Source organism: Cognatishimia sp. 1_MG-2023, assembly GCF_030548175.1.
GTDB lineage: Bacteria > Pseudomonadota > Alphaproteobacteria > Rhodobacterales > Rhodobacteraceae > Cognatishimia.
In genome coordinates this window covers 75,216-95,186 of sequence record NZ_JAUORX010000004.1, presented here as the reverse complement: position 1 = coordinate 95,186, position 19,971 = coordinate 75,216, and the positions used below count along the sequence as shown (strand labels likewise).

Annotated in this window: 23 protein-coding genes; 6 read left to right on the top strand and 17 right to left on the bottom strand. The window is 52.8% G+C overall.

Features of this window, described 5'->3' with window-relative positions; genetic code table 11:
- Nucleotides 1-3: 3 nt before the first annotated feature.
- From Q4544_RS08120 to Q4544_RS08100, 5 genes are all read right to left on the bottom strand, one after another.
- On the bottom strand, nucleotides 4-954 hold the full coding sequence (locus tag Q4544_RS08120) for an OmpA family protein (RefSeq protein ID WP_303505186.1): 951 nt from the start codon (nucleotides 952-954) through the stop codon (nucleotides 4-6).
- A complete protein-coding gene (locus Q4544_RS08115; RefSeq protein WP_303505184.1) occupies nucleotides 951-1,523 on the bottom strand; it encodes a peroxidase-related enzyme in 573 nt (190 codons plus the stop codon). The genes Q4544_RS08120 and Q4544_RS08115 overlap by 4 nt, the downstream gene beginning before the upstream one ends.
- 4 nt (nucleotides 1,524-1,527) lie before the next feature.
- Complete coding sequence (locus tag Q4544_RS08110; protein WP_303505182.1) at nucleotides 1,528-2,253, bottom strand: GNAT family N-acetyltransferase; 726 nt, start codon at nucleotides 2,251-2,253, stop codon at nucleotides 1,528-1,530.
- Nucleotides 2,250-2,969 carry a molybdopterin-binding protein gene (locus tag Q4544_RS08105; RefSeq protein WP_303505180.1) on the bottom strand — a complete coding sequence of 240 codons (720 nt, stop codon included), beginning with the start codon at nucleotides 2,967-2,969 and terminating at the stop codon, nucleotides 2,250-2,252. Before Q4544_RS08105 ends, Q4544_RS08110 begins: the two co-directional genes overlap by 4 nt.
- A 64-nt stretch (nucleotides 2,970-3,033) precedes the next feature.
- The gene (locus Q4544_RS08100; RefSeq protein ID WP_303505178.1) at nucleotides 3,034-3,570 is read right to left on the bottom strand and encodes a TetR/AcrR family transcriptional regulator; all 537 of its coding nucleotides are present in this window, start codon (nucleotides 3,568-3,570) and stop codon (nucleotides 3,034-3,036) included.
- Between the two features lie 151 nt (nucleotides 3,571-3,721).
- Between Q4544_RS08100 and sfsA the strand changes: the two genes are divergently transcribed.
- Both sfsA and map read left to right on the top strand, forming a co-directional pair.
- Nucleotides 3,722-4,426 (top strand): DNA/RNA nuclease SfsA, encoded by a 705-nt coding sequence (gene sfsA / locus Q4544_RS08095; RefSeq protein WP_303505176.1) that lies wholly within the window; start codon nucleotides 3,722-3,724, stop codon nucleotides 4,424-4,426.
- Between the two features lie 68 nt (nucleotides 4,427-4,494).
- Nucleotides 4,495-5,301 carry a type I methionyl aminopeptidase gene (map, locus tag Q4544_RS08090; RefSeq protein WP_303505175.1) on the top strand — a complete coding sequence of 269 codons (807 nt, stop codon included), beginning with the start codon at nucleotides 4,495-4,497 and terminating at the stop codon, nucleotides 5,299-5,301.
- Between the two features lie 41 nt (nucleotides 5,302-5,342).
- On the opposite strand, the gene Q4544_RS08085 is transcribed toward map, so the two are convergent.
- From Q4544_RS08085 to Q4544_RS08075, 3 genes are all read right to left on the bottom strand, one after another.
- Nucleotides 5,343-6,203, bottom strand: coding sequence for a DUF2189 domain-containing protein (locus Q4544_RS08085; protein WP_303505173.1), 861 nt, complete (start codon nucleotides 6,201-6,203; stop codon nucleotides 5,343-5,345).
- A gap of 212 nt (nucleotides 6,204-6,415) precedes the next feature.
- Entirely contained in the window at nucleotides 6,416-6,985 is a 570-nt protein-coding gene (rsmD, locus tag Q4544_RS08080) for a 16S rRNA (guanine(966)-N(2))-methyltransferase RsmD (RefSeq protein WP_303505171.1), read from the bottom strand.
- A complete protein-coding gene (locus tag Q4544_RS08075) occupies nucleotides 6,982-8,190 on the bottom strand; it encodes an NAD(P)/FAD-dependent oxidoreductase (RefSeq protein WP_303505169.1) in 1,209 nt (402 codons plus the stop codon). Before Q4544_RS08075 ends, rsmD begins: the two co-directional genes overlap by 4 nt.
- A gap of 84 nt (nucleotides 8,191-8,274) precedes the next feature.
- Between Q4544_RS08075 and Q4544_RS08070 the strand changes: the two genes are divergently transcribed.
- Complete coding sequence (locus tag Q4544_RS08070) at nucleotides 8,275-8,763, top strand: peroxiredoxin (protein ID WP_303505168.1); 489 nt, start codon at nucleotides 8,275-8,277, stop codon at nucleotides 8,761-8,763.
- 39 nt (nucleotides 8,764-8,802) lie between these two features.
- Here Q4544_RS08070 and Q4544_RS08065 read toward each other — a convergent pair whose 3' ends face one another.
- The 6 genes from Q4544_RS08065 to Q4544_RS08040 all read right to left on the bottom strand — a co-directional run bounded on the left by Q4544_RS08065 (nucleotide 8,803) and on the right by Q4544_RS08040 (nucleotide 14,654).
- A complete protein-coding gene (locus Q4544_RS08065; protein ID WP_303505167.1) occupies nucleotides 8,803-9,093 on the bottom strand; it encodes a 4a-hydroxytetrahydrobiopterin dehydratase in 291 nt (96 codons plus the stop codon).
- On the bottom strand, nucleotides 9,090-10,271 hold the full coding sequence (locus Q4544_RS08060) for a GNAT family N-acetyltransferase (RefSeq protein WP_303505166.1): 1,182 nt from the start codon (nucleotides 10,269-10,271) through the stop codon (nucleotides 9,090-9,092). The genes Q4544_RS08065 and Q4544_RS08060 overlap by 4 nt, the downstream gene beginning before the upstream one ends.
- Nucleotides 10,272-10,316: 45 nt before the next feature.
- A complete protein-coding gene (locus Q4544_RS08055; protein ID WP_303505165.1) occupies nucleotides 10,317-11,084 on the bottom strand; it encodes a glycerophosphodiester phosphodiesterase family protein in 768 nt (255 codons plus the stop codon).
- Nucleotides 11,081-11,542 carry a RidA family protein gene (locus tag Q4544_RS08050; RefSeq protein ID WP_303505164.1) on the bottom strand — a complete coding sequence of 154 codons (462 nt, stop codon included), beginning with the start codon at nucleotides 11,540-11,542 and terminating at the stop codon, nucleotides 11,081-11,083. The genes Q4544_RS08055 and Q4544_RS08050 overlap by 4 nt, the downstream gene beginning before the upstream one ends.
- Before the next feature lie 74 nt (nucleotides 11,543-11,616).
- Entirely contained in the window at nucleotides 11,617-12,924 is a 1,308-nt protein-coding gene (locus Q4544_RS08045; protein ID WP_303505162.1) for an HlyD family type I secretion periplasmic adaptor subunit, read from the bottom strand.
- The gene (locus Q4544_RS08040; protein WP_303505160.1) at nucleotides 12,921-14,654 is read right to left on the bottom strand and encodes a type I secretion system permease/ATPase; all 1,734 of its coding nucleotides are present in this window, start codon (nucleotides 14,652-14,654) and stop codon (nucleotides 12,921-12,923) included. Before Q4544_RS08040 ends, Q4544_RS08045 begins: the two co-directional genes overlap by 4 nt.
- A 158-nt stretch (nucleotides 14,655-14,812) precedes the next feature.
- Here Q4544_RS08040 and Q4544_RS08035 point away from each other — a divergent pair, with 158 nt between their 5' ends.
- The 3 genes from Q4544_RS08035 to Q4544_RS08025 all read left to right on the top strand — a co-directional run bounded on the left by Q4544_RS08035 (nucleotide 14,813) and on the right by Q4544_RS08025 (nucleotide 17,152).
- Entirely contained in the window at nucleotides 14,813-15,580 is a 768-nt protein-coding gene (locus Q4544_RS08035) for a VacJ family lipoprotein (RefSeq protein WP_303505158.1), read from the top strand.
- 10 nt (nucleotides 15,581-15,590) lie between these two features.
- Nucleotides 15,591-16,175: a phospholipid-binding protein MlaC gene (locus Q4544_RS08030; RefSeq protein ID WP_303505157.1), complete on the top strand. Its 585-nt coding sequence runs from the start codon at nucleotides 15,591-15,593 to the stop codon at nucleotides 16,173-16,175.
- Nucleotides 16,176-16,672: 497 nt separating this feature from the next.
- Nucleotides 16,673-17,152: a glyoxalase superfamily protein gene (locus Q4544_RS08025; RefSeq protein ID WP_303505156.1), complete on the top strand. Its 480-nt coding sequence runs from the start codon at nucleotides 16,673-16,675 to the stop codon at nucleotides 17,150-17,152.
- Here the strand turns inward: Q4544_RS08025 and Q4544_RS08020 are convergent.
- The 3 genes from Q4544_RS08020 to Q4544_RS08010 form a co-directional block, all read right to left on the bottom strand.
- Nucleotides 17,149-18,048, bottom strand: coding sequence for a DMT family transporter (locus Q4544_RS08020; RefSeq protein ID WP_303505155.1), 900 nt, complete (start codon nucleotides 18,046-18,048; stop codon nucleotides 17,149-17,151). The two genes, Q4544_RS08025 and Q4544_RS08020, sit on opposite strands and share 4 nt — an antisense overlap.
- A gap of 150 nt (nucleotides 18,049-18,198) precedes the next feature.
- Complete coding sequence (locus Q4544_RS08015; RefSeq protein WP_303505153.1) at nucleotides 18,199-19,104, bottom strand: LysR family transcriptional regulator; 906 nt, start codon at nucleotides 19,102-19,104, stop codon at nucleotides 18,199-18,201.
- 130 nt (nucleotides 19,105-19,234) lie between these two features.
- The gene (locus tag Q4544_RS08010; protein ID WP_303505151.1) at nucleotides 19,235-19,930 is read right to left on the bottom strand and encodes a helix-turn-helix transcriptional regulator; all 696 of its coding nucleotides are present in this window, start codon (nucleotides 19,928-19,930) and stop codon (nucleotides 19,235-19,237) included.
- Nucleotides 19,931-19,971: the final 41 nt, after the last annotated feature.

Below are 19,971 nucleotides of genomic sequence, written 5' to 3'. Positions count from 1 at the left end.
CTGTTATTTGGTCAGAACAACCGCTTCGACGCGGCGGTTGGCTGTACGGCCTGCTTCGGTAAGGTTTGATGCTAACGGAGCCAAATAACCCACACCATTCGCTTCGAGCTGACTCGCAGGCACGCTGTGCGTCTCAATCAGTCGCGTGCGCACCGCAAGCGCACGTTTCTGCGAAAGGGACATATTGCCATCTAGGCCCCCAACGCTATCGGTATGACCAACAAGCGCTAGCCGAATGTCCGGATTGGCGATCAGGTAAGTCGCCAGAGCTTCGAGTGAGCTAAAGGGTTGATCCGCTAAGTTCGAAGAACCGGTCTCAAATGCTAGATCATTTAAAATGACATGACCGCCAACTTCTAGCGCTTTGATAAATTCAGATGGCATCTGTGGGTTAGCAACGCTTATCGGAACAAAGGGCTGGCCACCTACGGGTTTAGCAAGCGGTAAGGTTGAACTCCCGGTACTTGGCTGAACCGCAATGAGCTGCATAATACCCGTTGTGTCTGTTCTGCTGACTAAGACGCTAAGCGCCTCGCGGCCTTCATCGGTATCGCGAGTGGCGGAGAGAAACCGGTAGTCAATCAAATCGACAAACATGTCGGGGGCGGGCAAAACCTCTGTAGCGAAACGAAAATCGAATCCACCGCAACTGGCTGCGTCACAATCTAACAACACGGCGAAACCTGCGGCTTTGATTTGTGCGCGTAGCGGGTCAATCAAGTGATCCGTGGACAGTGTGGCATCTGCTAAATGCCAGACCTGACGCGATACATATCCGGTGATTTGTTGCGTAGACAACGCGCCATCAGCAAAGGGGCCCTCAGGCAAAGCATAACTGCCGGCCTCGGTGATTTTATCGACGGCAAGCGTACTGCCCTGAGGCATTGCCAAATCTAGCGCCAGAGCGCTTACTGGCAAAAAAGTCAAAATGGAAAGGGCCGTTAATCGGATCATCTGAACTGCGCGTGATATTCTGGGTTAGGTTGCATCATCGTGGCACTGGCCACCCGATTTGTCATGTTGAAGAAACCGGTGACATTTGCAATGTCCCAAATATCACGATCCGTAAACCCCGCCTCGCGCAATTCTTGGCGATCGTTTTCTTCGATAGTGGCGCTCGCGTTTGTCATCTTGAAAGCGAAATCCAGCATTGCGCGTTGTCGCGTATCTAACCCGGCAACTCGGTAATTCATAACTAACTGTTCTCCGAGTTGAGGATCGCCAGACATTTGCCGAACGGCTGCACCATGCGCGACTAAGCAGTAGAAACATTTGTTTATGGAGCTGACGACAACCGCAATCATCTCGCGTTCCAGTTTAGACAGTCCGCTATCCGCCAGCATCAGGTCATTATACATGCCTGTAAATGCGTTGAGCTTGTCGATATCAAAAGCATAGGCTTTCAGCACATTAGGAACCATGCCCAGCTTGTCCTGACAGATGTCAAAATACTTCTGAATGTCATCCGGAAGAGGGGCGACCATTGGCAGGTCTAGGGCAGTAGGTAGATCAGCGGTGCTCATTAGGTTACTCCGGTTTGATGCGATAGTGGTATTGTCCAATCACATCCATACCAAGGCGAGAATACAAGGCATTCGCTGCGTCATTTTCCTTGGTGCAAATCACAGAAAGCGTGTGGCCGCCTTGTGCGATCGTCCAAAACGCAGCGCGTCGCATGGCCCAGCGGGCTAAGCCATTGCGCCTTTGTTCTGGTAAGATTTCCAGCGCGTGCAGCATGGCTATGCCGTCGTGCATGGCAACAAAAGAAGCGCCTGCTGGTTTGTCATTCCAACGGCTCACAAACGCACTTTTGGGCGTGCAGCCACGATGCATTACATTGATCCGTTCGCGACCAATGCCGCCAGTGGCCCAAATTTCCTCCATTATCTGGAGAGGTTCCCAAGCGGGGATCGCGATTGTGCGCGGCGGAAGCTCTGTAGCAATATGCTCAGCAGAAGCAGCATACATATTGACGGGATCAGCAATCTGGTACCCTGCGGCCTCTAACATTTCGTCGAGGGCTTCTTCGCCATGGCGAATTTGAAACAGCGGTGTTTGACCAAGTGCGCGCATTGCATCCTCAGCGCTGCGTATGTCTCCAACGGATAGGCTGCCGTCTAACGTCGCTGCAGAGACACGCTTGCCACCACCTTGACCGTCCCGAATAGTAAAGGCGGCGTTGCGTGACTTGGCGGCCGGTGGCCACGTCGCTTCGATCACTTCGTATAATTTTTCAGCACTAAGGGCTGTCACGAAAATATCCTCGCAAGCTTGATCATGGCAGAGTCAATTCGCGGGCCATCAGTGCCACGGACCACAATGTTCGCGCCGTAAATACCGTTGTCCTGAAAGGGGTAAGATCCAATCGAAAGGTCTGAAAATTCTTCTGCCAAAAGCCCGAGCGGACCAGCAATATCACCTTCGCCTCTTTCAACGCGTAAGGACTGGGACAATACGGGTGCGCCGCCGGTAATGTGGGGCAATACACTGGCAACCATTGCCTTAAAGACGGATGGAACACCGGCCATGACATGAACATTCTCTATCGAAAATCCCGGTGCGATTGAAACTGGGTTGTCGATCAGTGTTGCACCGTCTGGAATTCGGGCCATTCGAAGCCGTGCCTCGTTAAGTTCTTTTCCGGTCTTTTCGTAATGCGCTGCAAGCAATGCGCGCGCATCTTCACGGATCCCGATGTTGGCGCCAAACGCTTTGGCAATGCAATCAGCAGTGATGTCATCATGGGTTGGCCCAATCCCGCCAGACGTAAAGACGTGATCGTGTACTGCAGATAGGGCTTTGATAGCCGAAACAATTGCATCCGCATCGTCGCTGACGACCCGTACTTCTTTAAGATCGACACCCTGATCGGTAAGCGCACCTGCCAAGTAATACATGTTGGCGTCGCGCGTGCGCCCGGAAAGGATTTCATCGCCAATGACAAGCATTGCGGCTGTTGGGTTCGACATGGGGCCTCCAGATAGCTGCGTGCAAAATAACTCGCTCAAATAGCAGCACAAGCTGAAAGCGAATTTACACGAGGTCGGCGGTGGCGGCGTCGAATAAGGTCAGGTCGTCCAACGCACGTGCCAGTATCATGGCACCTTCTACCGTCGAAATCATGCGTGCAGCAGAGTTTTTTGCTTGTTCCTCTGTTTCACCTTTGGCCATATAGGCCTTGGTAAGCCAAGCTAAACTCTGCTGAAAGAAGCCTTTGGTTTTACCGGCCACGGGTACGGGCAAGTGTTCAATCTCAGCGCCGAACATACCACAAAGGCACATCAACTTATCTTCCTTCAACGCAATACCGCAGGCGGTGATGTATCGCCTTAGAATGTCCTCAGCGGCCGCATCGTCAGGTTGGCCAAGCGCGCCGATAAAGCGATCTGTGTACCGTTCCGCTAGGGCTTCGCCTAACGCATCTTTGGTTGGGAAGTGATAGTGAACAGAGGCAGACTTAATACCAATCTCATTCGCGATTTCGCGAAAGCTAAACGCATTGTAGCCACCTTGCCGGGCAAGGCGCTCGGCGATGTCCATTATTCGAGATGCTGTTTCTGAATAAGCCATATTTTCACGCCGCATTGATTACCTACCTGCAGATAGGGCGTGATCGGAGATTTCGCAAATGTAATCGTAATCAACCGCTAGTGTTAGGGGGGTATATCCTCGTCGAAACTGAGGGCTTTGAAACTTGGTGGGGGTCAGATAGCAATGGCGCATGAAATTCGCGCAGCCCCTGATCCCCGCCACTCTACTTCGTCGATACAAGCGTTTTCTTGCGGACGCTCGGCTAGAAGATGGAACCGAAATCACTGCGCATTGCGCCAATCCGGGGTCGATGTTGGGACTCAAAGATGAGGGGATGCGTATTTGGTTAGAGCCAAACGATGACCCCAAGAAAAAGCTGAAATATGGCTGGCGTTTGGTTGATCACGAAAATGGTCATTTCACAGGCGTGGACACGTCGGTGCCAAATCGTGCGTTGCGCCAATCGTTGTTGGCACGCGAGATCTCCGAATTGGCGGACTACGAGACAATTCGTCCAGAAGTGAAATACGGCCAGAATAGCCGGATTGATTTCCTTCTAACTCACCCCGGAAAACCCGACTTTTACGTCGAGGTTAAATGTGTCACGCTTTTGCGCGAGGCAGGCAAAGGTGAATTCCCAGATAGCGTAACCGCGCGCGGCACAAAGCATCTGAACGAGCTTACGGAAATGATCGCGCAGGGTCATCGCGCGATGCTGTTCTACTTAGTTCAACGGACTGACGTTGAATTTGTGACGCTCGCAGAGGATATTGATCCAACGTACGCTGCAGCCTTTGATAGGGCCCAAAGCGCTGGGGTAGAGGTCTTGGCCTATGACTGCGAGATCACGCCGGACGCAATTGTTTTGGGCAAACGGGTGCCATTTCGGCGTTAGCCCCCTCTGGTTCTTTGTCGAAAACCGTCCTAAGTAGAGGGGCATTATGACTTATCGGAGCACCCAACATGATCGGCAGGGCTGGCCAAACCCGTGACGGGATCAGAATTTACCAAGAAGCGGACTATGCAGGAATGCATGCCGCAGGCGCACTGACTGCGCGCATTCTGGATGAAATCGCCGAACATGTTTTTGTTGGGCAGACAACCGGAGAGATTGACCGCATCATCACCCAAAAGGTTGAAGAGGCAGGCGCAACCTCGGCTACGATTGGTTACAAGGGCTATCAGCACGCGAGCTGTATTTCTGTAAACCACGTTGTTTGCCACGGTATTCCGGGTGACAAAAAGCTAAAGGATGGTGACATCCTAAATATCGACGTCACGACCATTGTTGATGGCTGGTTCGGTGATTCAAGCCGCATGTATGTCGCTGGCAAGCTATCGCGTAAGGCAGAGCGTTTGATCCAAGTGACCCACGATGCCCTAATGAAAGGCATTGAGGCCGTGAAGCCAGGGAATACCTTTGGTGATATTGGTCATGCCATTCAGGTCTATGCTGAAAGCAACCGAATGAGCATTGTGCGCGATTTCTGTGGCCACGGTCTGGGTCGCGTTTTTCACGCGCCGCCAAATGTTCTGCATTACGGGCGTCCTGGAACAGGTCCGACTCTCGAAGAGGGCATGTTCTTTACCATCGAACCAATGGTCAATTTGGGCCGCGCCGAGACAAAAGTTCTTGCCGATGATTGGACAGCTGTGACACGCGATAAATCGCTGTCTGCGCAATTCGAGCATTCGATCGGCGTGACCAAAGACGGGGCAGAGATTTTCACTCTTTCGCCAACCGGAAAATTCCATCCGACATACGGATAAAAAAGCTACAAAAAGGGGCGCTACAGCGCCCCACTTTATATTCAGTCGTAAGAAACAGCCATACGATACAAGTGCCACGTCGCATGTCCAAGCCATGGCAATACTAGGATCAGCCCCAGAAAGACGGGAATGGTTGCAATCGCCAATAGAACGGCGACACAGATCCCCCACATCAACATCGTTGCGCGGTTTTGATCAAAAACCTTAGCTGATGTAACAACTGCCACCGGCAGGCCCACGGGCTTATCAATCAGCATTGGAAAACCAATCGCCGAGACGATCAAAACCACCGTCGCAAATATTGCGCCAACGGCCATCCCCAAGAATATCATCATCCAGCCAGCAGAAGTCGTGAAGACATCGCTTACAAACCCCACAGTGCTTTCGGGCATGGCTGGCCCCAGTGTCATGGAATAGATGGCAAAGGCGGCAGCCATCCACAGCATAAACCACCCTAGCAAAAAGAGCCCTAACACCATGACAGGGCCAACAACACGGCCGCGCAATGCGGCCAAAGCGGACCCCCAGCTTGCCGTTCCACTGTCTTCTTGTTGGCGGCTAATTTCATACATTCCGATTGAGGCCACCGGCCCGAGTAGGGCAAAACCAGCTGCCAAAGGGAACAGCATTGGCAAAAGCGCTTGTTCAAACGCCAAAAACGCCAAGGCAAGGCCGATCATCGGGTAAATGAATACGAGCGCCAGAACATCACTGCGAAAGCGCATCATGTCCTGCCAGCCAAGTGATAGGGCCGCCCGGACGTCATACAGCCCTAGGGATCGAACGTTTGGTTTTAGATCTTCGCTGCTGCCCAGATGAGTGGCCACATCACCAGCCGTTCGTCCCGCATCACCCAAAGCGCGCGCGCCCCAGGACAGCGGATTTCCTATTGTCTGAACCATGCCTTCCTCCTTGTTTACACAAGCAGGCCGTGATCACGAGGTGCTGCGCTTTGCCCTTCAGGCAATTGCAAAGTTATTGGGCCAGCGCATGTGAATACAACTCGGCGGCCCGCGATCTGGGTTAAGTGTAACACAAAAAAGGGTTTTGCGGATCACTTTGCAGATCACAATGGCGAGAAAACCAAACTGAAACGCGAACTTAAGCCAAGCGATCAGCCGTCAGACGCAGCCTCTAAGAACGTCACATGGGTATCACCGTATTTGCGATGATCCAGTAACTCAAAGCCGTCTGGTGCGTTTTGCGGTGTGTTTTCTTCGAATACGATCAGGGCGTCTGGTGAAACCCACCCACCATCTCGGGCCGCTTCAAGTGCGCGAAGGCCCATGCCTTTGCCATAGGGTGGATCGAGAAACACCAGATCAAATGGCGCTTCGGGATTCGCCGTTAGCCGTGTGGCATCCCGCGCAATGATCTTTGTTTGAGCTTTACTGCGCGTAATCTGGATATTTTGCCGCAACAGGCTCTGCGATTTACGCCCATCGTCAACAAAGCAAACCTCTTTCGCACCACGCGACAATGCCTCTAATCCCAAAGCGCCAGTGCCTGCGAACAGATCGAGCACACGCATATCAGCGATCGGGTCACCAAATTTCCCACCTATCAAAACGTTGAATAGGCTTTCACGAACGCGATCTGTTGTGGGCCGCAAGTGGGCACCGGCATCCCCTTTGCCGACAGAAGCCAGTGCAATGCCGCGAAATTGTCCTGCGATAATTCTCACGACTTCAATAACGCTTTCATGTCTGTATCGGGATTGGCAATTGCATCTGGTGATGGCGATTTACCGGCCTCTATCAGTCGTTTCGCGATCATGTAATCACGCGGTGCGTTCATAGCATCAACGGCTAAAAGCGTATCGTCCTGATAATACCAAAACGAAAGAACCCCAGTGCCGGTTTCCCGCGAGATAACGCGGTTGTAGCCTGTGTTTAGACCCGCAATTTGCAATTTGACGTCATATTGATCAGACCAGAACCAAGGTTTCGCGACGTAGTCTTTTGCAGCACCCATAATGTTTTCTGCAACAACTTCGGCTTGATCAATCGCATTTGGAACACTTTCCAAACGGATACGAGTTTCGCGATACGGGAAAGACGCACAATCCCCGGCTGCCCAGATATGGGGCACGGATGTACGTCCTTGCGCATTCGTTTTGATGCCATTCTCAATTTCTACCCCTGCCATTTCGGCAAGCGCTGAGGCCGGGAAAATACCAACACCAACAATCACAAAATCCACGTCGAGGGTTATGCCATTGCTCAGGGCAGCTCCGGTAACGCGGTTTTCGCCTGTCAGCCGTTCTAGGCCAACGCCCTCTAAAACCTCAACGCCATGTTTTTGATGCAAGACGCGGAAAAAATCCGACGTTTCTGGCGCCGCAACACGTTGAAGAATGCGGTCGCCCATTTCTACCAAAGTCACGCGTAGGCCCTTCTTGGCAGCGATGGCGGCGGCTTCTAGGCCGATATATCCGCCACCAACCACAAGCACGTGTTTGCCTTCTACGAACTCAGGCGCCATCGCATCGACATCCGCAAGATCACGCACGGTATAAACACCCTGCAAATCACCACCAATCGCGTTGGGCAAGCGGCGTGGCGTAGAGCCTGTCGTTAAAACAAGCTCGTCATAATTGATGGTTTCGTTGCCAAGGCTGATTGTCTGAGCCGCGGCCTCAACGGCCGTCACCGGCGCGCCAAGGCGTAGGGTGATGTTGTTATCTTCGTAAAAGGAGGCAGGGCGTAGGAACATACGCTCTAGCGCCATGTCACCCAGCAAATAGCCTTTGGACAAGGGCGGGCGTTGATACGGTAGGGCGGTTTCGGCACCAATCAAAGTAATCTCGCCATCAAATCCGCTGTTGCGTAGCTTGGCCACACAAGAGGCTCCCGCTTGCCCAGCGCCGACCACAACCACATGACTCATGTCGAATCCTTCGAAAAAACATTGCCGTTAACAGCGCTGACCCTATATCCGCTAACAAGGAAAACGCAATCATGGAGACGCGCAATGACCATTTCTGTCGGAGATAAACTACCAGAGGCGACACTTTCGAAAATGGGTGCAGAGGGCCCAGAAACTGTTTCCCTATCCAGCCTGACGAATGGCCGTAAGGTTGTTCTTTTCGGACTTCCCGGTGCATTCACCGGTACATGCTCTACCTCACATGTCCCAAGCTTTATGCGCAATGCGGACGCTCTGAAATCCAAGGGTGTCGATGAGATTATCTGTGTGTCTGTTAACGATCCCTTCGTCGTTGATGCCTGGGCCAAAGATACAGGCGCAGACAAAGCAGGCATCACAATGCTTGCGGATGCACAAAGCGAACTGACCAAAGCCATCGACATGGCATTCAGTGTTCCGGCAATTGGCTTTCACGATCGCTCAAAGCGCTACGCGCTTTTGGCAGAGAATGGTGACGTCAAAGTTGTGAACCTTGATGAAGACGCAGGCGTTTGTAATCTGTCTTCAGGTGAAACAATGCTTGAAGCTGTTTAAAAAACAACAGGGCGGGATCAGTCCCGCCCTACTCAGCCGCTACAGGCTGTCCATCTTTCTCGCGAGTTTCACGTCCAGTGACGACAGCCCGTCGACATCATGCGTTGTCAAAATAACCTCAACACGATTGTAAACGTTAGACCACTCTGGGTGATGGTTCCATTTCTCGGCCCAGATCGCGACACGCGTCATCCACCCAAAGGCCTCGATAAAATTGCTAAACTGAAACGTCTTCGCAATTGCATCGCGATCCTCGACAACGACCCATCCACTTTCAAACAGCGGCCCCAGCATCGCATCTCTGGCAGCAGTGCTTAGCTTCTCAGTCATTCCTGCTCCTCCCGTGTTTCATTGCGAAATGGGCCGTAGGCCGTCAGAACTTCGATCTCTTCTGCAACGGACTCGCGTTCTGCAACAAGGTAGCGGGCCACAGCATCAGCAAATCCGGCATCCGCTATCCAATGTAGTGAATGCGTCGTTACCGGCAAATAGCCACGTGCCAATTTATGCTCCCCTTGGGCACCCGCCTCAACGCGGGCTAAACCGTTGGAAATGGCCCATTCAATTGCTTGATAGTAGCATATTTCGAAATGCATGCAGGCGTGGTGTTCGATGCATCCCCAATACCGGCCAAAAAGCGCTTCGCGACCAATCACATTCATCGCGCCCGCAACAGGAGACCCCTCGCGTTCTGCGAATATCAACAGGATGTCGTCGCGCAGTGTTTCATGCGCGATGTCAAAGAAGGCGCGTGTCAAATAGGGTGTGCCCCATTTTCGACTACCGGTGTCTTGATAAAATGTCCAAATCGCATCCCAATGCTCGGGGCGAATGTCATCGCCAGAATAACAGGCTATTTTACCGCCAAACTGCTGCGCCTGTTTGCGTTCTTTGCGGATATTCTTGCGTTTTCGCGCGCTGAGACTGCTTAGAAAACCTTCGAAGTCTTCATAGCCTTCGTTGATCCAGTGAAACTGCTGGCCAGTCCGGTGCATAAGCCCCAACTGGCGCCCTACTTCAACTTCCGTTTCGGAACAAAAGGTGGCGTGGATCGAACTAAGGTTGTTGGCCTCAGCGACCTGAACGGCCCCCTGCATCAATGCCGCTTGACCGATCTCTTCAAAGCCCGGCTTAACCAGAAAACGCCGCCCAGTGACGGGCGTAAACGGCACTGCGACCTGCAATTTGGGATAATAGCGGCCACCGGCATTTTCGAATGCATGGGCCCAATTGTGGTCAAAGACATATTCGCCCTGACTATGTCCTTTTGCATAAAGCGGAGCGACCGCGATCATAGCACCATCGGCGTGTGCGGTGACATATTGCGGCTGCCAACCCGTCCCCGGTCCAACAGAGCCGCTGTCCTCCAGCGCCTTCAGAAAACGATAGGTGGTAAAAGGATCAACCGCGCGTCCATCCGTTGCTTCGGGGCAGGCGCATTGGTCCCATTCCCGCGCGTCTATTGATGCAAGCGATGCGTGAACCTGAATTTCGATAGCTGCAGTCATGGCGTTTCCCTTGTCGGGCAATACTTGGCCCGTCACTGCACATGTTCAAGCTGTATGTGGTGCTAAGTATTGTTCAAACGTGATATTTTCAGCAATTTCACGCGCTTGTGCTTCAACTTCCGGCGACGTGACGGTCCAGCATAGAATATTTGCGCCCTGCACTTTCAATTCCGCAACCCGTGGCCGGGACAAATCCGCAACCTCGTGACTGATGAATGAGGCCTGCGCACGGTCGTAATCTGGAATGTCGCGCAAGTGGTCACAAACCTCTGTCGCCAACGGGGCCCATGCCGACGGGTCATAGGCGCTGGTTACGATACCGCGCGGTATCTGCGGGCAAAGCTGCGCCATTCGGGCCACTGAATGAGGATTAAAGGACATGACAGCCACAGGGCCCTGATAGGCGTTTAACAATGACGCAGCAGCCTCTTCTAACGGGCCAATCGAAGTACCCATTTGGCCGTCTTGGTCCTTGAACTCAATCAACAGCGGAACTTGGCCATCGACCAAGTCCAACACCTCGGCCAACGTTGGAATACCTTCTTGCCCACCAATCAATGGAATTGCGCTAAGTTCGGTCGCAGTCTTTTGCCGAACTGATCCTGTGCCTTCGGCTAGGCGGGCTAGCTGGTAGTCATGAAACACCATCGCCTCGTCATCAGCTGACAATTGCAGGTCAATTTCAATGCCATACCCTGCATCAATAGCCGCACGAATTGCCGCGCGGCTGTTTTCCGGACGACCGTCCGTGACATCATGCAAAGCGCGGTGGGCGAAAGGCGTTGTCAGAAAGGATGTGCTTAGACGGGTCATTTGATCTGAAAGATCCCTTCGATTTCAACCGCAACACCAAATGGCAAGGATGACGCTGATACCGCTGACCGCGCATGCCGACCCGCTTCGCCCAAGGCCTCTGCCATAAAATCGGATGCGCCGTTGATGACCTTGGGCTGATCCACGAAATCCGATGTCGAGTTTACGAAGCCAACCAGCTTAACCACACGAACAAGCCGGTCCAGATCACCACCGCAGGCTGCCTTTACTTGCGCCAGCAATGAGATCGCGCAAGACCGTGCTGCTGCAGCGCCAGCCTCAACATTCATATCATCGCCCAGCTTTCCGGTGATGAACCCGTCAGACCCAGCCGAGATTTGGCCAGAGACATGCACCAAGTCGCCAACCTGAACAAACGGCACATAGTTGGCCGCTGGGGCAGGGGCATCTGGTAGAGTTACACCCAATTCTGCTAGTTTGGTTTCGTAACCGCTCATGTCTCGTCTCCTTTGACTCTTTGAAGGCAAGCTAGTGCCGTCAATCATCGAGGGAAAGCGAAAAGAGAGTGGGATTAGCTTTCGCGAAAAGCTTTGGCTAGATAGTCGGAAAATGGTTTGACCAAATACCCGAGCGGCGTGCGATCTTGCGTTTTAACAAAGCTTTCTACCGGCATGCCGGGGATCAATGATATGTTGTCCGGCAGTTTATCTAATTCACCGTCAATGACCAAAATCTCGGCGCGGTAATATCCAATTTGCGTGGCCTCATCTAAGAAAATGTCGGCAGAGACTTGGTTAATGGTGCCGAGCAACTCGGGCGTTGTACGTTGATCAAACGTTGAAAACCGTAGGATCACGGGTTGCCCTATATGAACTTCTTCAATGTGTGTCGGTTCAATATGCGCGGTTATGACAAGCGGGCGATCCTGTGGGACCAAATACAGCAATGGTTCTGCTGGTCGGATTACCGAATTCTTCGCAAAGACAGTCATACCATAAACAATGCCAGAGACAGGGGCGCGGATCACCAGCCGAGACAGTTTTTCACGCAAAGCATTGCGTTGTTCGCGTACCTCCAACTCTCGGTATTGCAAATCCCGCAAAGTAGCGATCGCAGTTTCACGGCGGGCCGTTTCGTTTCTAAGGATTTCAATCTCGATCTCTGTAATGCGCCCTTCCGCTTGGGCGCGGCTGGCGATCAATTCGCCATGTTGCCCTGACAGACGGGCCTGCTCACGTTGCAAACTTAGAACGCGCCCAGCCTGTGCCAATCCACGGTCCAACAAGAATTGCTGATCCGCTAATTCCTTTTCTATCAATTCTATCTGGCGGCGCAGCGCATCTGTCTGCGCCTCTATTCCAACGATCTGATCCGCAATTTGTGTGCGGCGTTTTCCCAATTGCTCTGCTTCTTGGGCCATCGCTGTATTGCGGGCCTGAAATAACCGGCTTTGGCCGTCCACCAAATCTGCGATGTCGGCATCACGCGTCGCGGCCTGCAGTAATTCCGGTTCAAAATTAATCGCCTTTCGGCCATCACGCTCGGTCTCTAACCGGCCACGGCGCGCCATCATTTCATAAAGCTGACCTTCAAGAATGATCTCTTCTGAGTTGAGGCGCGTATCGTCGAGTAAAATCAACGGATCGCCGGCCTTTACGGTTGATCCTTCACTTACAAGAATGTCCGCCACTTGCCCGCCATCGAGGTGCTGCACGACCTGCCTATTGCTGTCTACTTCAATACGGCCATTTGCAATAACGGCCCCTGAAATTTGGGTAAGCACAGACCAGGTGCCAAAGCCACCGACTAGAACAAACAAAGCGACAAAGCCAAAGACAAGGAAGCCACGCGGTGACATGCTGCTTGATCGCTCTGTCATTGCACACCTCCAACGCTTTGGGCCGCTTGGATTTCGGTGTGGTTTTTAACCACCTTTCGCAAGACCTCGTCACGTGGCCCAAAGATTTTTACTGCCCCGTTTTCAAGCATCAAAAGCATGTCGCATTCGCGAATGGCTGCGGGGCGATGGGCCATGATGATCACGGATTTCTGTGCGGCCTTCATGTTGCGGATGACCGTGTTCAATGCCTCTGATCCCGCATTATCTAGGCTTGAATTCGGCTCGTCCAAGACAAGAATAACTGGGTCAGAAAATAGCGCCCGTGCCAAGCCGATCCGCTGAATTTGCCCGCCTGATAATCGCCCACCGTTGCCGGAAACCATAGTGTCATAGCCATCTGGTAGTTTCAAAATCATGGCGTGCGCGTCGGCTTTCTTGGCGGCGTTTACAATCTTTTCTGGATCAGGATTTGGTGCCAGCCGCGCGATATTTTCCGCAATCGTACCGTCAAACAATTGGACGCGTTGGGGCAAATACCCAATGTATTCTCCAAGTTTTCCAGGGGGATAATGGTCAATCGCAGCATTGTCTAAACGCACATTTCCACCGGCCACCGGCCATGTCGCTGTTAGTGCACGGGCCAAGGTTGATTTCCCCGCCCCGGAAGAGCCAATAACACCGATCGCTTCGCCCGGGTGCACGGTAAAGGACACCAACCGCAGCGACGCCTGCGATTGGCCGGGCGGGATCAGCGTTACCGATTCCACATTCAATTTTGCCTTCGGAACAGGCAAGTTTGTGCGTGGTTGGTCAGGTGGGGATGCAGTTAACAAGGCTGCAAGATTCCACCAGCCGCGATGCGCGCGTTGCAAGATCGACCATTGCCCAACGGCAAGTTCGATCGGCGCAAGGGCGCGCCCCATCAGGATGGAACCCGCAATCATGGCACCCGGGGACAACTCGCCCATTAATGCCAGATATGCACCAAGGCCCAGCATGGCAGATTGCAGAAACAGACGAAACGTCTTGGTTAATGCACTGAAACTACTGCTAACATCGGTCGCGTTTAGCTGATGTGTCAGCGAGGCGCGCCTAGCGATTTGCCAGCGATCAAAAGCATTGTCTTGCATCCCAAGGCTTCGCAGCATTTCTGCCTCTGAACGGAGTTGTTCCCCCAATAAAGATGCGGAGTGTGTCGTGATATTGGCCTGTATAATTGGGTTTCTGGACAGGATTTGATTCAAAACAGCCGTCAGGATTAAGACCACCCCGCCGGATAGCGCTAGGTAGCCTAACCAAGGATGGAATATAGAGATACCGATCAAAAAAATCGGGGTCCAAGGCATATCAAATAGGGCGTTCGGCGCAGGAGATGCGATGAAACGTTGGATTGCCTCGAGATCAGCCAAGCTGGTTTGGGCATTTTCATCGTGGGGTTTACTGGAACGGGCTAGGGCGGCGTCAAAAACGCGTCTGTCGAGGCGCGTTTGAAACTGTGCACCAATACGTGACAAAACGCGCCCTCGCACAAAGTCGAGGATGCCCATGATGCCATATAGAAACGCCACCAGAAGCGTGAGCGCGACAAGGGTTTCAACGGATCGGCTGCTGAGAACTCGGTCATAGACCTGCAGCATATACAGGGGGCCGGTGAGCATTAACATATTGGCAAATATGCTGAAAATACCAACCGCCCAGTACAATGACCGGCTTTCGCGCCTTGCTGATCTGAGTTCGTTTAGGCCTGCGCGCAGATGATCGTTTCTCATACTCATTTCGCCACTTTTTTGCCTGTGAGGCGTCGCGGTTGAGCAAATTATTGCCTGTTACCGATCTGCCACAATATCACATGTAAAACAAAGCTGGGTGTGTCATCTGGCCAGCTGTAAACTAAATGGAAGCTAACTCGTAAAAGTTGAGAATTTCTGTGCTGCAGCCAATTAGCAAAAACACGCGACCTTTGGGTCGCCTATTCATCGTATTGCTTGCTACTAGCTTGGTCGCAGCTTGTGCGGCCAATAATACTGTTTCGTCTGCGGAGATTTATGATCCGCAGGAGGAATCGAATAGGAAGGTCCACGAGTTCAACCGCAAGGTCGATAGTGCGATATTCCGACCTGTTTCTAACGGTTATGGCGAGGGCGTGCATGAAGATGTTCGACTGATTGTTTCGAACTTTTCCGATCATTTGTCGTTACCCGCGGATATCGTGAATAACCTATTGCAAGGTGACCTTAAGGGTGCTGGTAGCAACAGTTTCCGATTAGTTTTCAATACGTTGTTTGGTTTGGGTGGCATTGCCGATCCTTCCGAGGCGATCCATATTCCGCGTCGGAAAACCGATTTTGGTGAAACGTTCCACGTCTGGGGAATGAAAGAAGGCGCCTATGTTGAACTGCCTTTGCTTGGTCCTTCGACAGAGCGTGACGCGATGGGGACGATCCTAGATTTCACCCTTGATCCGGTGTCAGCTTTGTTGCCGAATCCAGAGAAATATATCGGTACGGCTGCGAATGTGGCGGATCGGATGGGGGACCGTTATGAATTGCGGGGCACCATTGATTCAGTTTTGTATGAAAGTGCAGACAGTTACAGCCAAGCACGAATTCTTTACCTACAGAATCGCCGCTTTGAACTTGGCGTTTCGTCCGAAGATGCCTATCTCGACCCGTATGATGATCCCTATTCTGAGTAAGAGTAACCCTATGAAACGCCGTAGTTTTTTGGCCGCAGTGGCGGCGACAGCCTTGGTTCCGATGCATGCTTTGGCGCTGACAAGCTCTCAGGCTGAGGTTTTGGTTGGCAAAGTGGTCAACGATATCAATGCAGTGATCAAATCCGGTAAGGGTTTGCCGAGCATGATCAAAGACTTTGAACGCATTTTCCTGCGGTATGGGGATGTGCAAATCATCGCGCGATCCGCTTTGGGCGCTGATGCACGCCGCCTGACGAAGTCTCAGCAAAAAGCATATGTGAGTGCGTTCACAGGCTATATTTCACGTAAATATGGTAAGCGTTTCAATGAGTTCGTTGGTGGGCGCGTTGAAGTTGATAGCACGCGCAAAGTCAAAAGTTTCTATGAAGTTCGCGGCACGGCTTACCTAAAAGGTGAGTCACCATTCGAGCTGAATTTCCTTGTGTCTGACAAGTCCGGCAAGAACCTGTTTTTCGATATGGTGATTGAAGGTATCAGCCTGCGTTTGACCGAAAAAAGCGAAATTGGTGCGATGTTGGACAAACGCAAAGGCAACTTAGACGCGCTGATCGCGGACCTGAAAAAGGCCGGATAAGCCGCTGTTGCTGGACTGACGTACGTTATTTTAACCGGGCTAAACTGGCCCGGTTTTTTTATGCCTGATAGAGATTTGTGCAGAAAAACGGCACCATATTTTGCGGTGTTGCGGTCCTAGTGCCGCAAAGAACCATGGCTTATTTTTTCGTAAATGTGAGTTTCGTGCGATTCGCGGTCTGAAACGTACGTTTCAGCGATTTAGGCAGCGAATCTGGTTAATGCAGCCGATCTATTGTGTGAAATTTTTGGAAACCGCTGGCATTCGACGAGCGCATTTTGCCGTTCTCGAATTGCAAAAATTAACTTTTAAAACCCTACTTGCTTTCCATTTTTAACGAACCTATGTCTGAGGACGGTTGCTGACACCGGCCTTCCGCAGACTTCGGTCCACGGTGAAGTTCAGCTTTCGACGATGAATCATCCTCCTCGCGGCGTGCGTGGTTGGTAATGCGGACCCCTACCGAATTGCACGTTTGATTTATGGGAGAATGAGTCATGTCTGACTCTACAAAGAATATATTCGAGATGGGTCCTATTAAGGACAGCATGGAACCACCGCGTTCCGCCGAATGGGCGAAGGCACAGGCGCGTGCCTTGCGGGCCGAGTTGGCAAAGTTCGGCAGGGCGATTAGCCATAGTCAGGCGCTGGAACGTGTGGCGCGTAAGAACGGGTATCGTGATTGGAATGTGATGGCCGCCGCGTTGAAAGAGGGTGACAACCTGCCGTTTACTTTTGGCGATCGGGTGCGTGGGCTTTATCTTGGGCATCCGTTTGCAGGGACGTTGCACCGCGTCACCCAGCTTGAGCCGGGATGGGCACGTGTTGTCATTGATTTTGACGTGCCGATTGATGTGGTGAAATTCGCATCGTTTTCCAACTTTCGGCAGCGTGTTCAGGGCAGCGTTGGGCCGCAAGGGCGATCACGTGAGATGACCTCGGATGGGGTGCCGCATTTGCAGATTGGCCTCACCTAACGCGCTTTCTGTGGCGCGGCTTGTTTGCTGCGCCACAGGATGAAAAGGCCAGAGAGGACGATTAGACCAGATCCCAGCAACATGGTCGAAGAGAGGGTTTCCCCAAACAGAACAACGCCGCAGCCGACGCCAAAGATGAGGCGTGTGTAGCGGAAGGGCGTGACGGCAGATACTTCGCCCGTGCGCATGGCTTTCATGAGGCACGAATAGGCAGCAACGCCGGCTAGGATTGCGCCGACGAGGTACAGAATGGCGAGCCCCTGTGGCCAAACAAAGGGGACCCCTTGCCAGAGCGCATAGGCACTGCCCGCGATGATCAGGGCGATGAAGCCATAGAACCCAAGGACTGCTGTGCTGAGCGAGGCAGGGGCGGCGCGGCTTGCAAGGTCGCGGGCTGCAAAGCCGAGCATGCCAATGACAGCAAGAATGGACAGAGGGGCAAAGCTGTCGGTGCCGGGTTGCAGGATGATCAGGACGCCGATGAGGCCAAGAATGATTGCGGACCAGCGTCGCCAACCGACCTTTTCCGAAAACAGAATGGTGGCCGCGGCGACCACGCAAATGGGCGTTGCTTGTAAGATCACGGTGACCGAGGACAATGGGGTTAGCGTGATGGCCAATACGAAAAACAAACGGCCTGTGATTTCAAAGACCATACGGATGCGCATGGCTTTTGACAAAACGGCTTTTGGGAACAGCGACTCTTTTTGTGCTGATGCGATGGTTGCAAAGATCGCAACTCCGCCCAGACCGAAGATGATCAGGATTTGTCCAGTCGGTACGCTGCTGGATGCGGCTTTGATGAACACGTCTTCGATGGCAAAGATGGCCATGGCTAACGTCATCCAAAGACTGCCAATCAGATTGGCGCGGTTGTTGGGTTGGCTGGTGTTCATTCTGCAAGTCCGGTGTTTGGGCTCGGTTTGACAATACAAACCGCTTTACCCCACCAGTGCACTTATTCCCTTACAGTTTAAACAAAAAAATCCCCGACGCATGGCCGGGGAAAAGGTTGGCTTGGGATAGCCTCGGGAAAAATGGTGCTGTTACCAGTTGGTCGGACCTTTGTCGGCAAAGGCGTGGACCAGAAAGTCGATAAACGCGCGGACCTTTGGCTGCGTGAACCGCCCCGGAGGGTAGACCGCGTAGATGCCTTGGGTTTCGACAGGCAGTTCTGGGATCGCATCCACGACCAGACCTTGCTCCATCGCTTCGGCATATAGAAAACTTGGCAGATAGGCGATGCCCAGACCTGCGATTGCTGCGTTTAGCAATGACTGCCCGTCATTCACAGACAACCAACCGGCGGTGCGCACTTGGCGTTTTTCACCGGAGGGCGCTGTTAGTTTCCAGACCGCGCCATTGGACTGGCTGGAATAATGCAGCAGCTTGTGTTCGTTCAAATCGTCGATCTTTTGCGGACGCCCGTGTTTTTCAAGATACTCGGGGCTTGCGATCATACGTTTGGTTGTGTCCGTCAGCTTGCGGGCCCGCAAAGAGCTGTCTTCCAGCTCGCCAATGCGGATGGCCATATCAAAGCCTTCGGAAATCAGTTCAACGTAGCGGTTGTTCAGCACCATGTTCACGGTGATATCTGGGAAGTCCGCAAGGAATTCGCCCAGCACCGGTGATAGGTGGTTCACACCGAAATCTGTAGCAACGCTGATGCGCAACAGGCCCGAGGGTGCTGATTGCATCGAGGTCACAAGGCTGTCGGCCTCACCGGCGTCATTTAGAACGCGGCGGGCGCGGTCATAGTAGGCTAGGCCAATTTCAGTTGGGCTAACGCGGCGGGTTGTACGGTTTAGAAGCCGAGCGCCCAAGCGGGCCTCTAGGCTAGAGACATGCTTTGACACAGCGGATTTAGAGATACCCATTTTCTTTGCAGCATCGGTAAAACCACCTTGGTCTACTACCGTTGCAAAGGCTTCCATTTCTGTCAGGCGATCCATTTCGCAATCCTTGTCTATCGTGTTGAGACTAGGTTTGACGGGCAAATGGGGCATGAAAGGGGCAGCCCGCGGACAATATCGGGGTAATCACAAGGATCGTTAATGGCAGGGAAACGGTTGTTTCCTCATCCTATGGGTGATGTTGCGGTGCAGAAAACTGTGCGTCGAACTGCTGCGCGCCTTTGGGGGTAAAGGTGATAACGCGGCTGTTTTCTTGGCGTTTCGCCCAGCCGTGTTGAATGAAGTGGCTGAGTAAGGCGCGCCCAAGTTTACCCGCTAAATGGGATTGGCGCGCGCTCCAGTCCAGACAATCGCGGCAAAGTGGGGCTTTTCCGGCGGGCAGTTCTGCTAGATTGATCCCCAAATCGGAAACAAAGGCCACGCCCAATTCTGTCAATTCCAAGGCGTCGTCGCTGTGGCGTAAGAATCCTTTGGCCTGCATCGCCTGATACATTTGCACCCCACGCTCGCCCGCCAAGTGGTTGTAACAGACGCGGGCCTGACGCATGGCGGCGTCTTTGGGGCCGGTACGCGTGCGCAAATGGCCAGAGCCTGCGGCCAAACCCATCAGTGATTCTAACGTGGCGGCGACAGCATCATTGGCTAGGGTGAAATACTTGTGCCGACCCGATTTGCGCATGGCGACCAACCCACCATCGGCGAGCTTTGCCAAATGGCTGCTGGCGGTTTGCGCGGTGACGCCTGCCTCGAACGCAAGTTCGCTGGCGGTTAGGGCTTTGCCGCTCATCAAGGCGGTTAGGATGTTCGCGCGGGCGGGGTCGCCGATCAGGGCGGCAAGGCGGGCGATGTCTGGTCCTTCTTTCATACTTCGATCATGAGCGAAGCATGTGAGTCGATCAAGGGGCT

Coding starts and splice junctions, on each gene's coding strand:
- Q4544_RS08040 (WP_303505160.1), bottom strand. CDS start 14,654: ATGAGAAACGATCATCTGCGCGCAGGCCTAAACGAACTCAGATCAGCA.
- Q4544_RS08010 (WP_303505151.1), bottom strand. CDS start 19,930: ATGAAAGAAGGACCAGACATCGCCCGCCTTGCCGCCCTGATCGGCGAC.
- Q4544_RS08085 (WP_303505173.1), bottom strand. CDS start 6,203: ATGGTTCAGACAATAGGAAATCCGCTGTCCTGGGGCGCGCGCGCTTTG.
- Q4544_RS08025 (WP_303505156.1), top strand. CDS start 16,673: ATGTCTGACTCTACAAAGAATATATTCGAGATGGGTCCTATTAAGGAC.
- Q4544_RS08020 (WP_303505155.1), bottom strand. CDS start 18,048: ATGAACACCAGCCAACCCAACAACCGCGCCAATCTGATTGGCAGTCTT.
- Q4544_RS08050 (WP_303505164.1), bottom strand. CDS start 11,542: ATGAGCGGTTACGAAACCAAACTAGCAGAATTGGGTGTAACTCTACCA.
- sfsA (WP_303505176.1), top strand. CDS start 3,722: ATGAAATTCGCGCAGCCCCTGATCCCCGCCACTCTACTTCGTCGATAC.
- Q4544_RS08120 (WP_303505186.1), bottom strand. CDS start 954: ATGATCCGATTAACGGCCCTTTCCATTTTGACTTTTTTGCCAGTAAGC.
- Q4544_RS08115 (WP_303505184.1), bottom strand. CDS start 1,523: ATGAGCACCGCTGATCTACCTACTGCCCTAGACCTGCCAATGGTCGCC.
- Q4544_RS08075 (WP_303505169.1), bottom strand. CDS start 8,190: ATGAGTCATGTGGTTGTGGTCGGCGCTGGGCAAGCGGGAGCCTCTTGT.
- Q4544_RS08105 (WP_303505180.1), bottom strand. CDS start 2,969: ATGTCGAACCCAACAGCCGCAATGCTTGTCATTGGCGATGAAATCCTT.
- map (WP_303505175.1), top strand. CDS start 4,495: ATGATCGGCAGGGCTGGCCAAACCCGTGACGGGATCAGAATTTACCAA.
- Q4544_RS08045 (WP_303505162.1), bottom strand. CDS start 12,924: ATGACAGAGCGATCAAGCAGCATGTCACCGCGTGGCTTCCTTGTCTTT.
- Q4544_RS08030 (WP_303505157.1), top strand. CDS start 15,591: ATGAAACGCCGTAGTTTTTTGGCCGCAGTGGCGGCGACAGCCTTGGTT.
- Q4544_RS08055 (WP_303505165.1), bottom strand. CDS start 11,084: ATGACCCGTCTAAGCACATCCTTTCTGACAACGCCTTTCGCCCACCGC.
- Q4544_RS08015 (WP_303505153.1), bottom strand. CDS start 19,104: ATGGATCGCCTGACAGAAATGGAAGCCTTTGCAACGGTAGTAGACCAA.
- Q4544_RS08070 (WP_303505168.1), top strand. CDS start 8,275: ATGACCATTTCTGTCGGAGATAAACTACCAGAGGCGACACTTTCGAAA.
- Q4544_RS08060 (WP_303505166.1), bottom strand. CDS start 10,271: ATGACTGCAGCTATCGAAATTCAGGTTCACGCATCGCTTGCATCAATA.
- Q4544_RS08100 (WP_303505178.1), bottom strand. CDS start 3,570: ATGGCTTATTCAGAAACAGCATCTCGAATAATGGACATCGCCGAGCGC.
- Q4544_RS08065 (WP_303505167.1), bottom strand. CDS start 9,093: ATGACTGAGAAGCTAAGCACTGCTGCCAGAGATGCGATGCTGGGGCCG.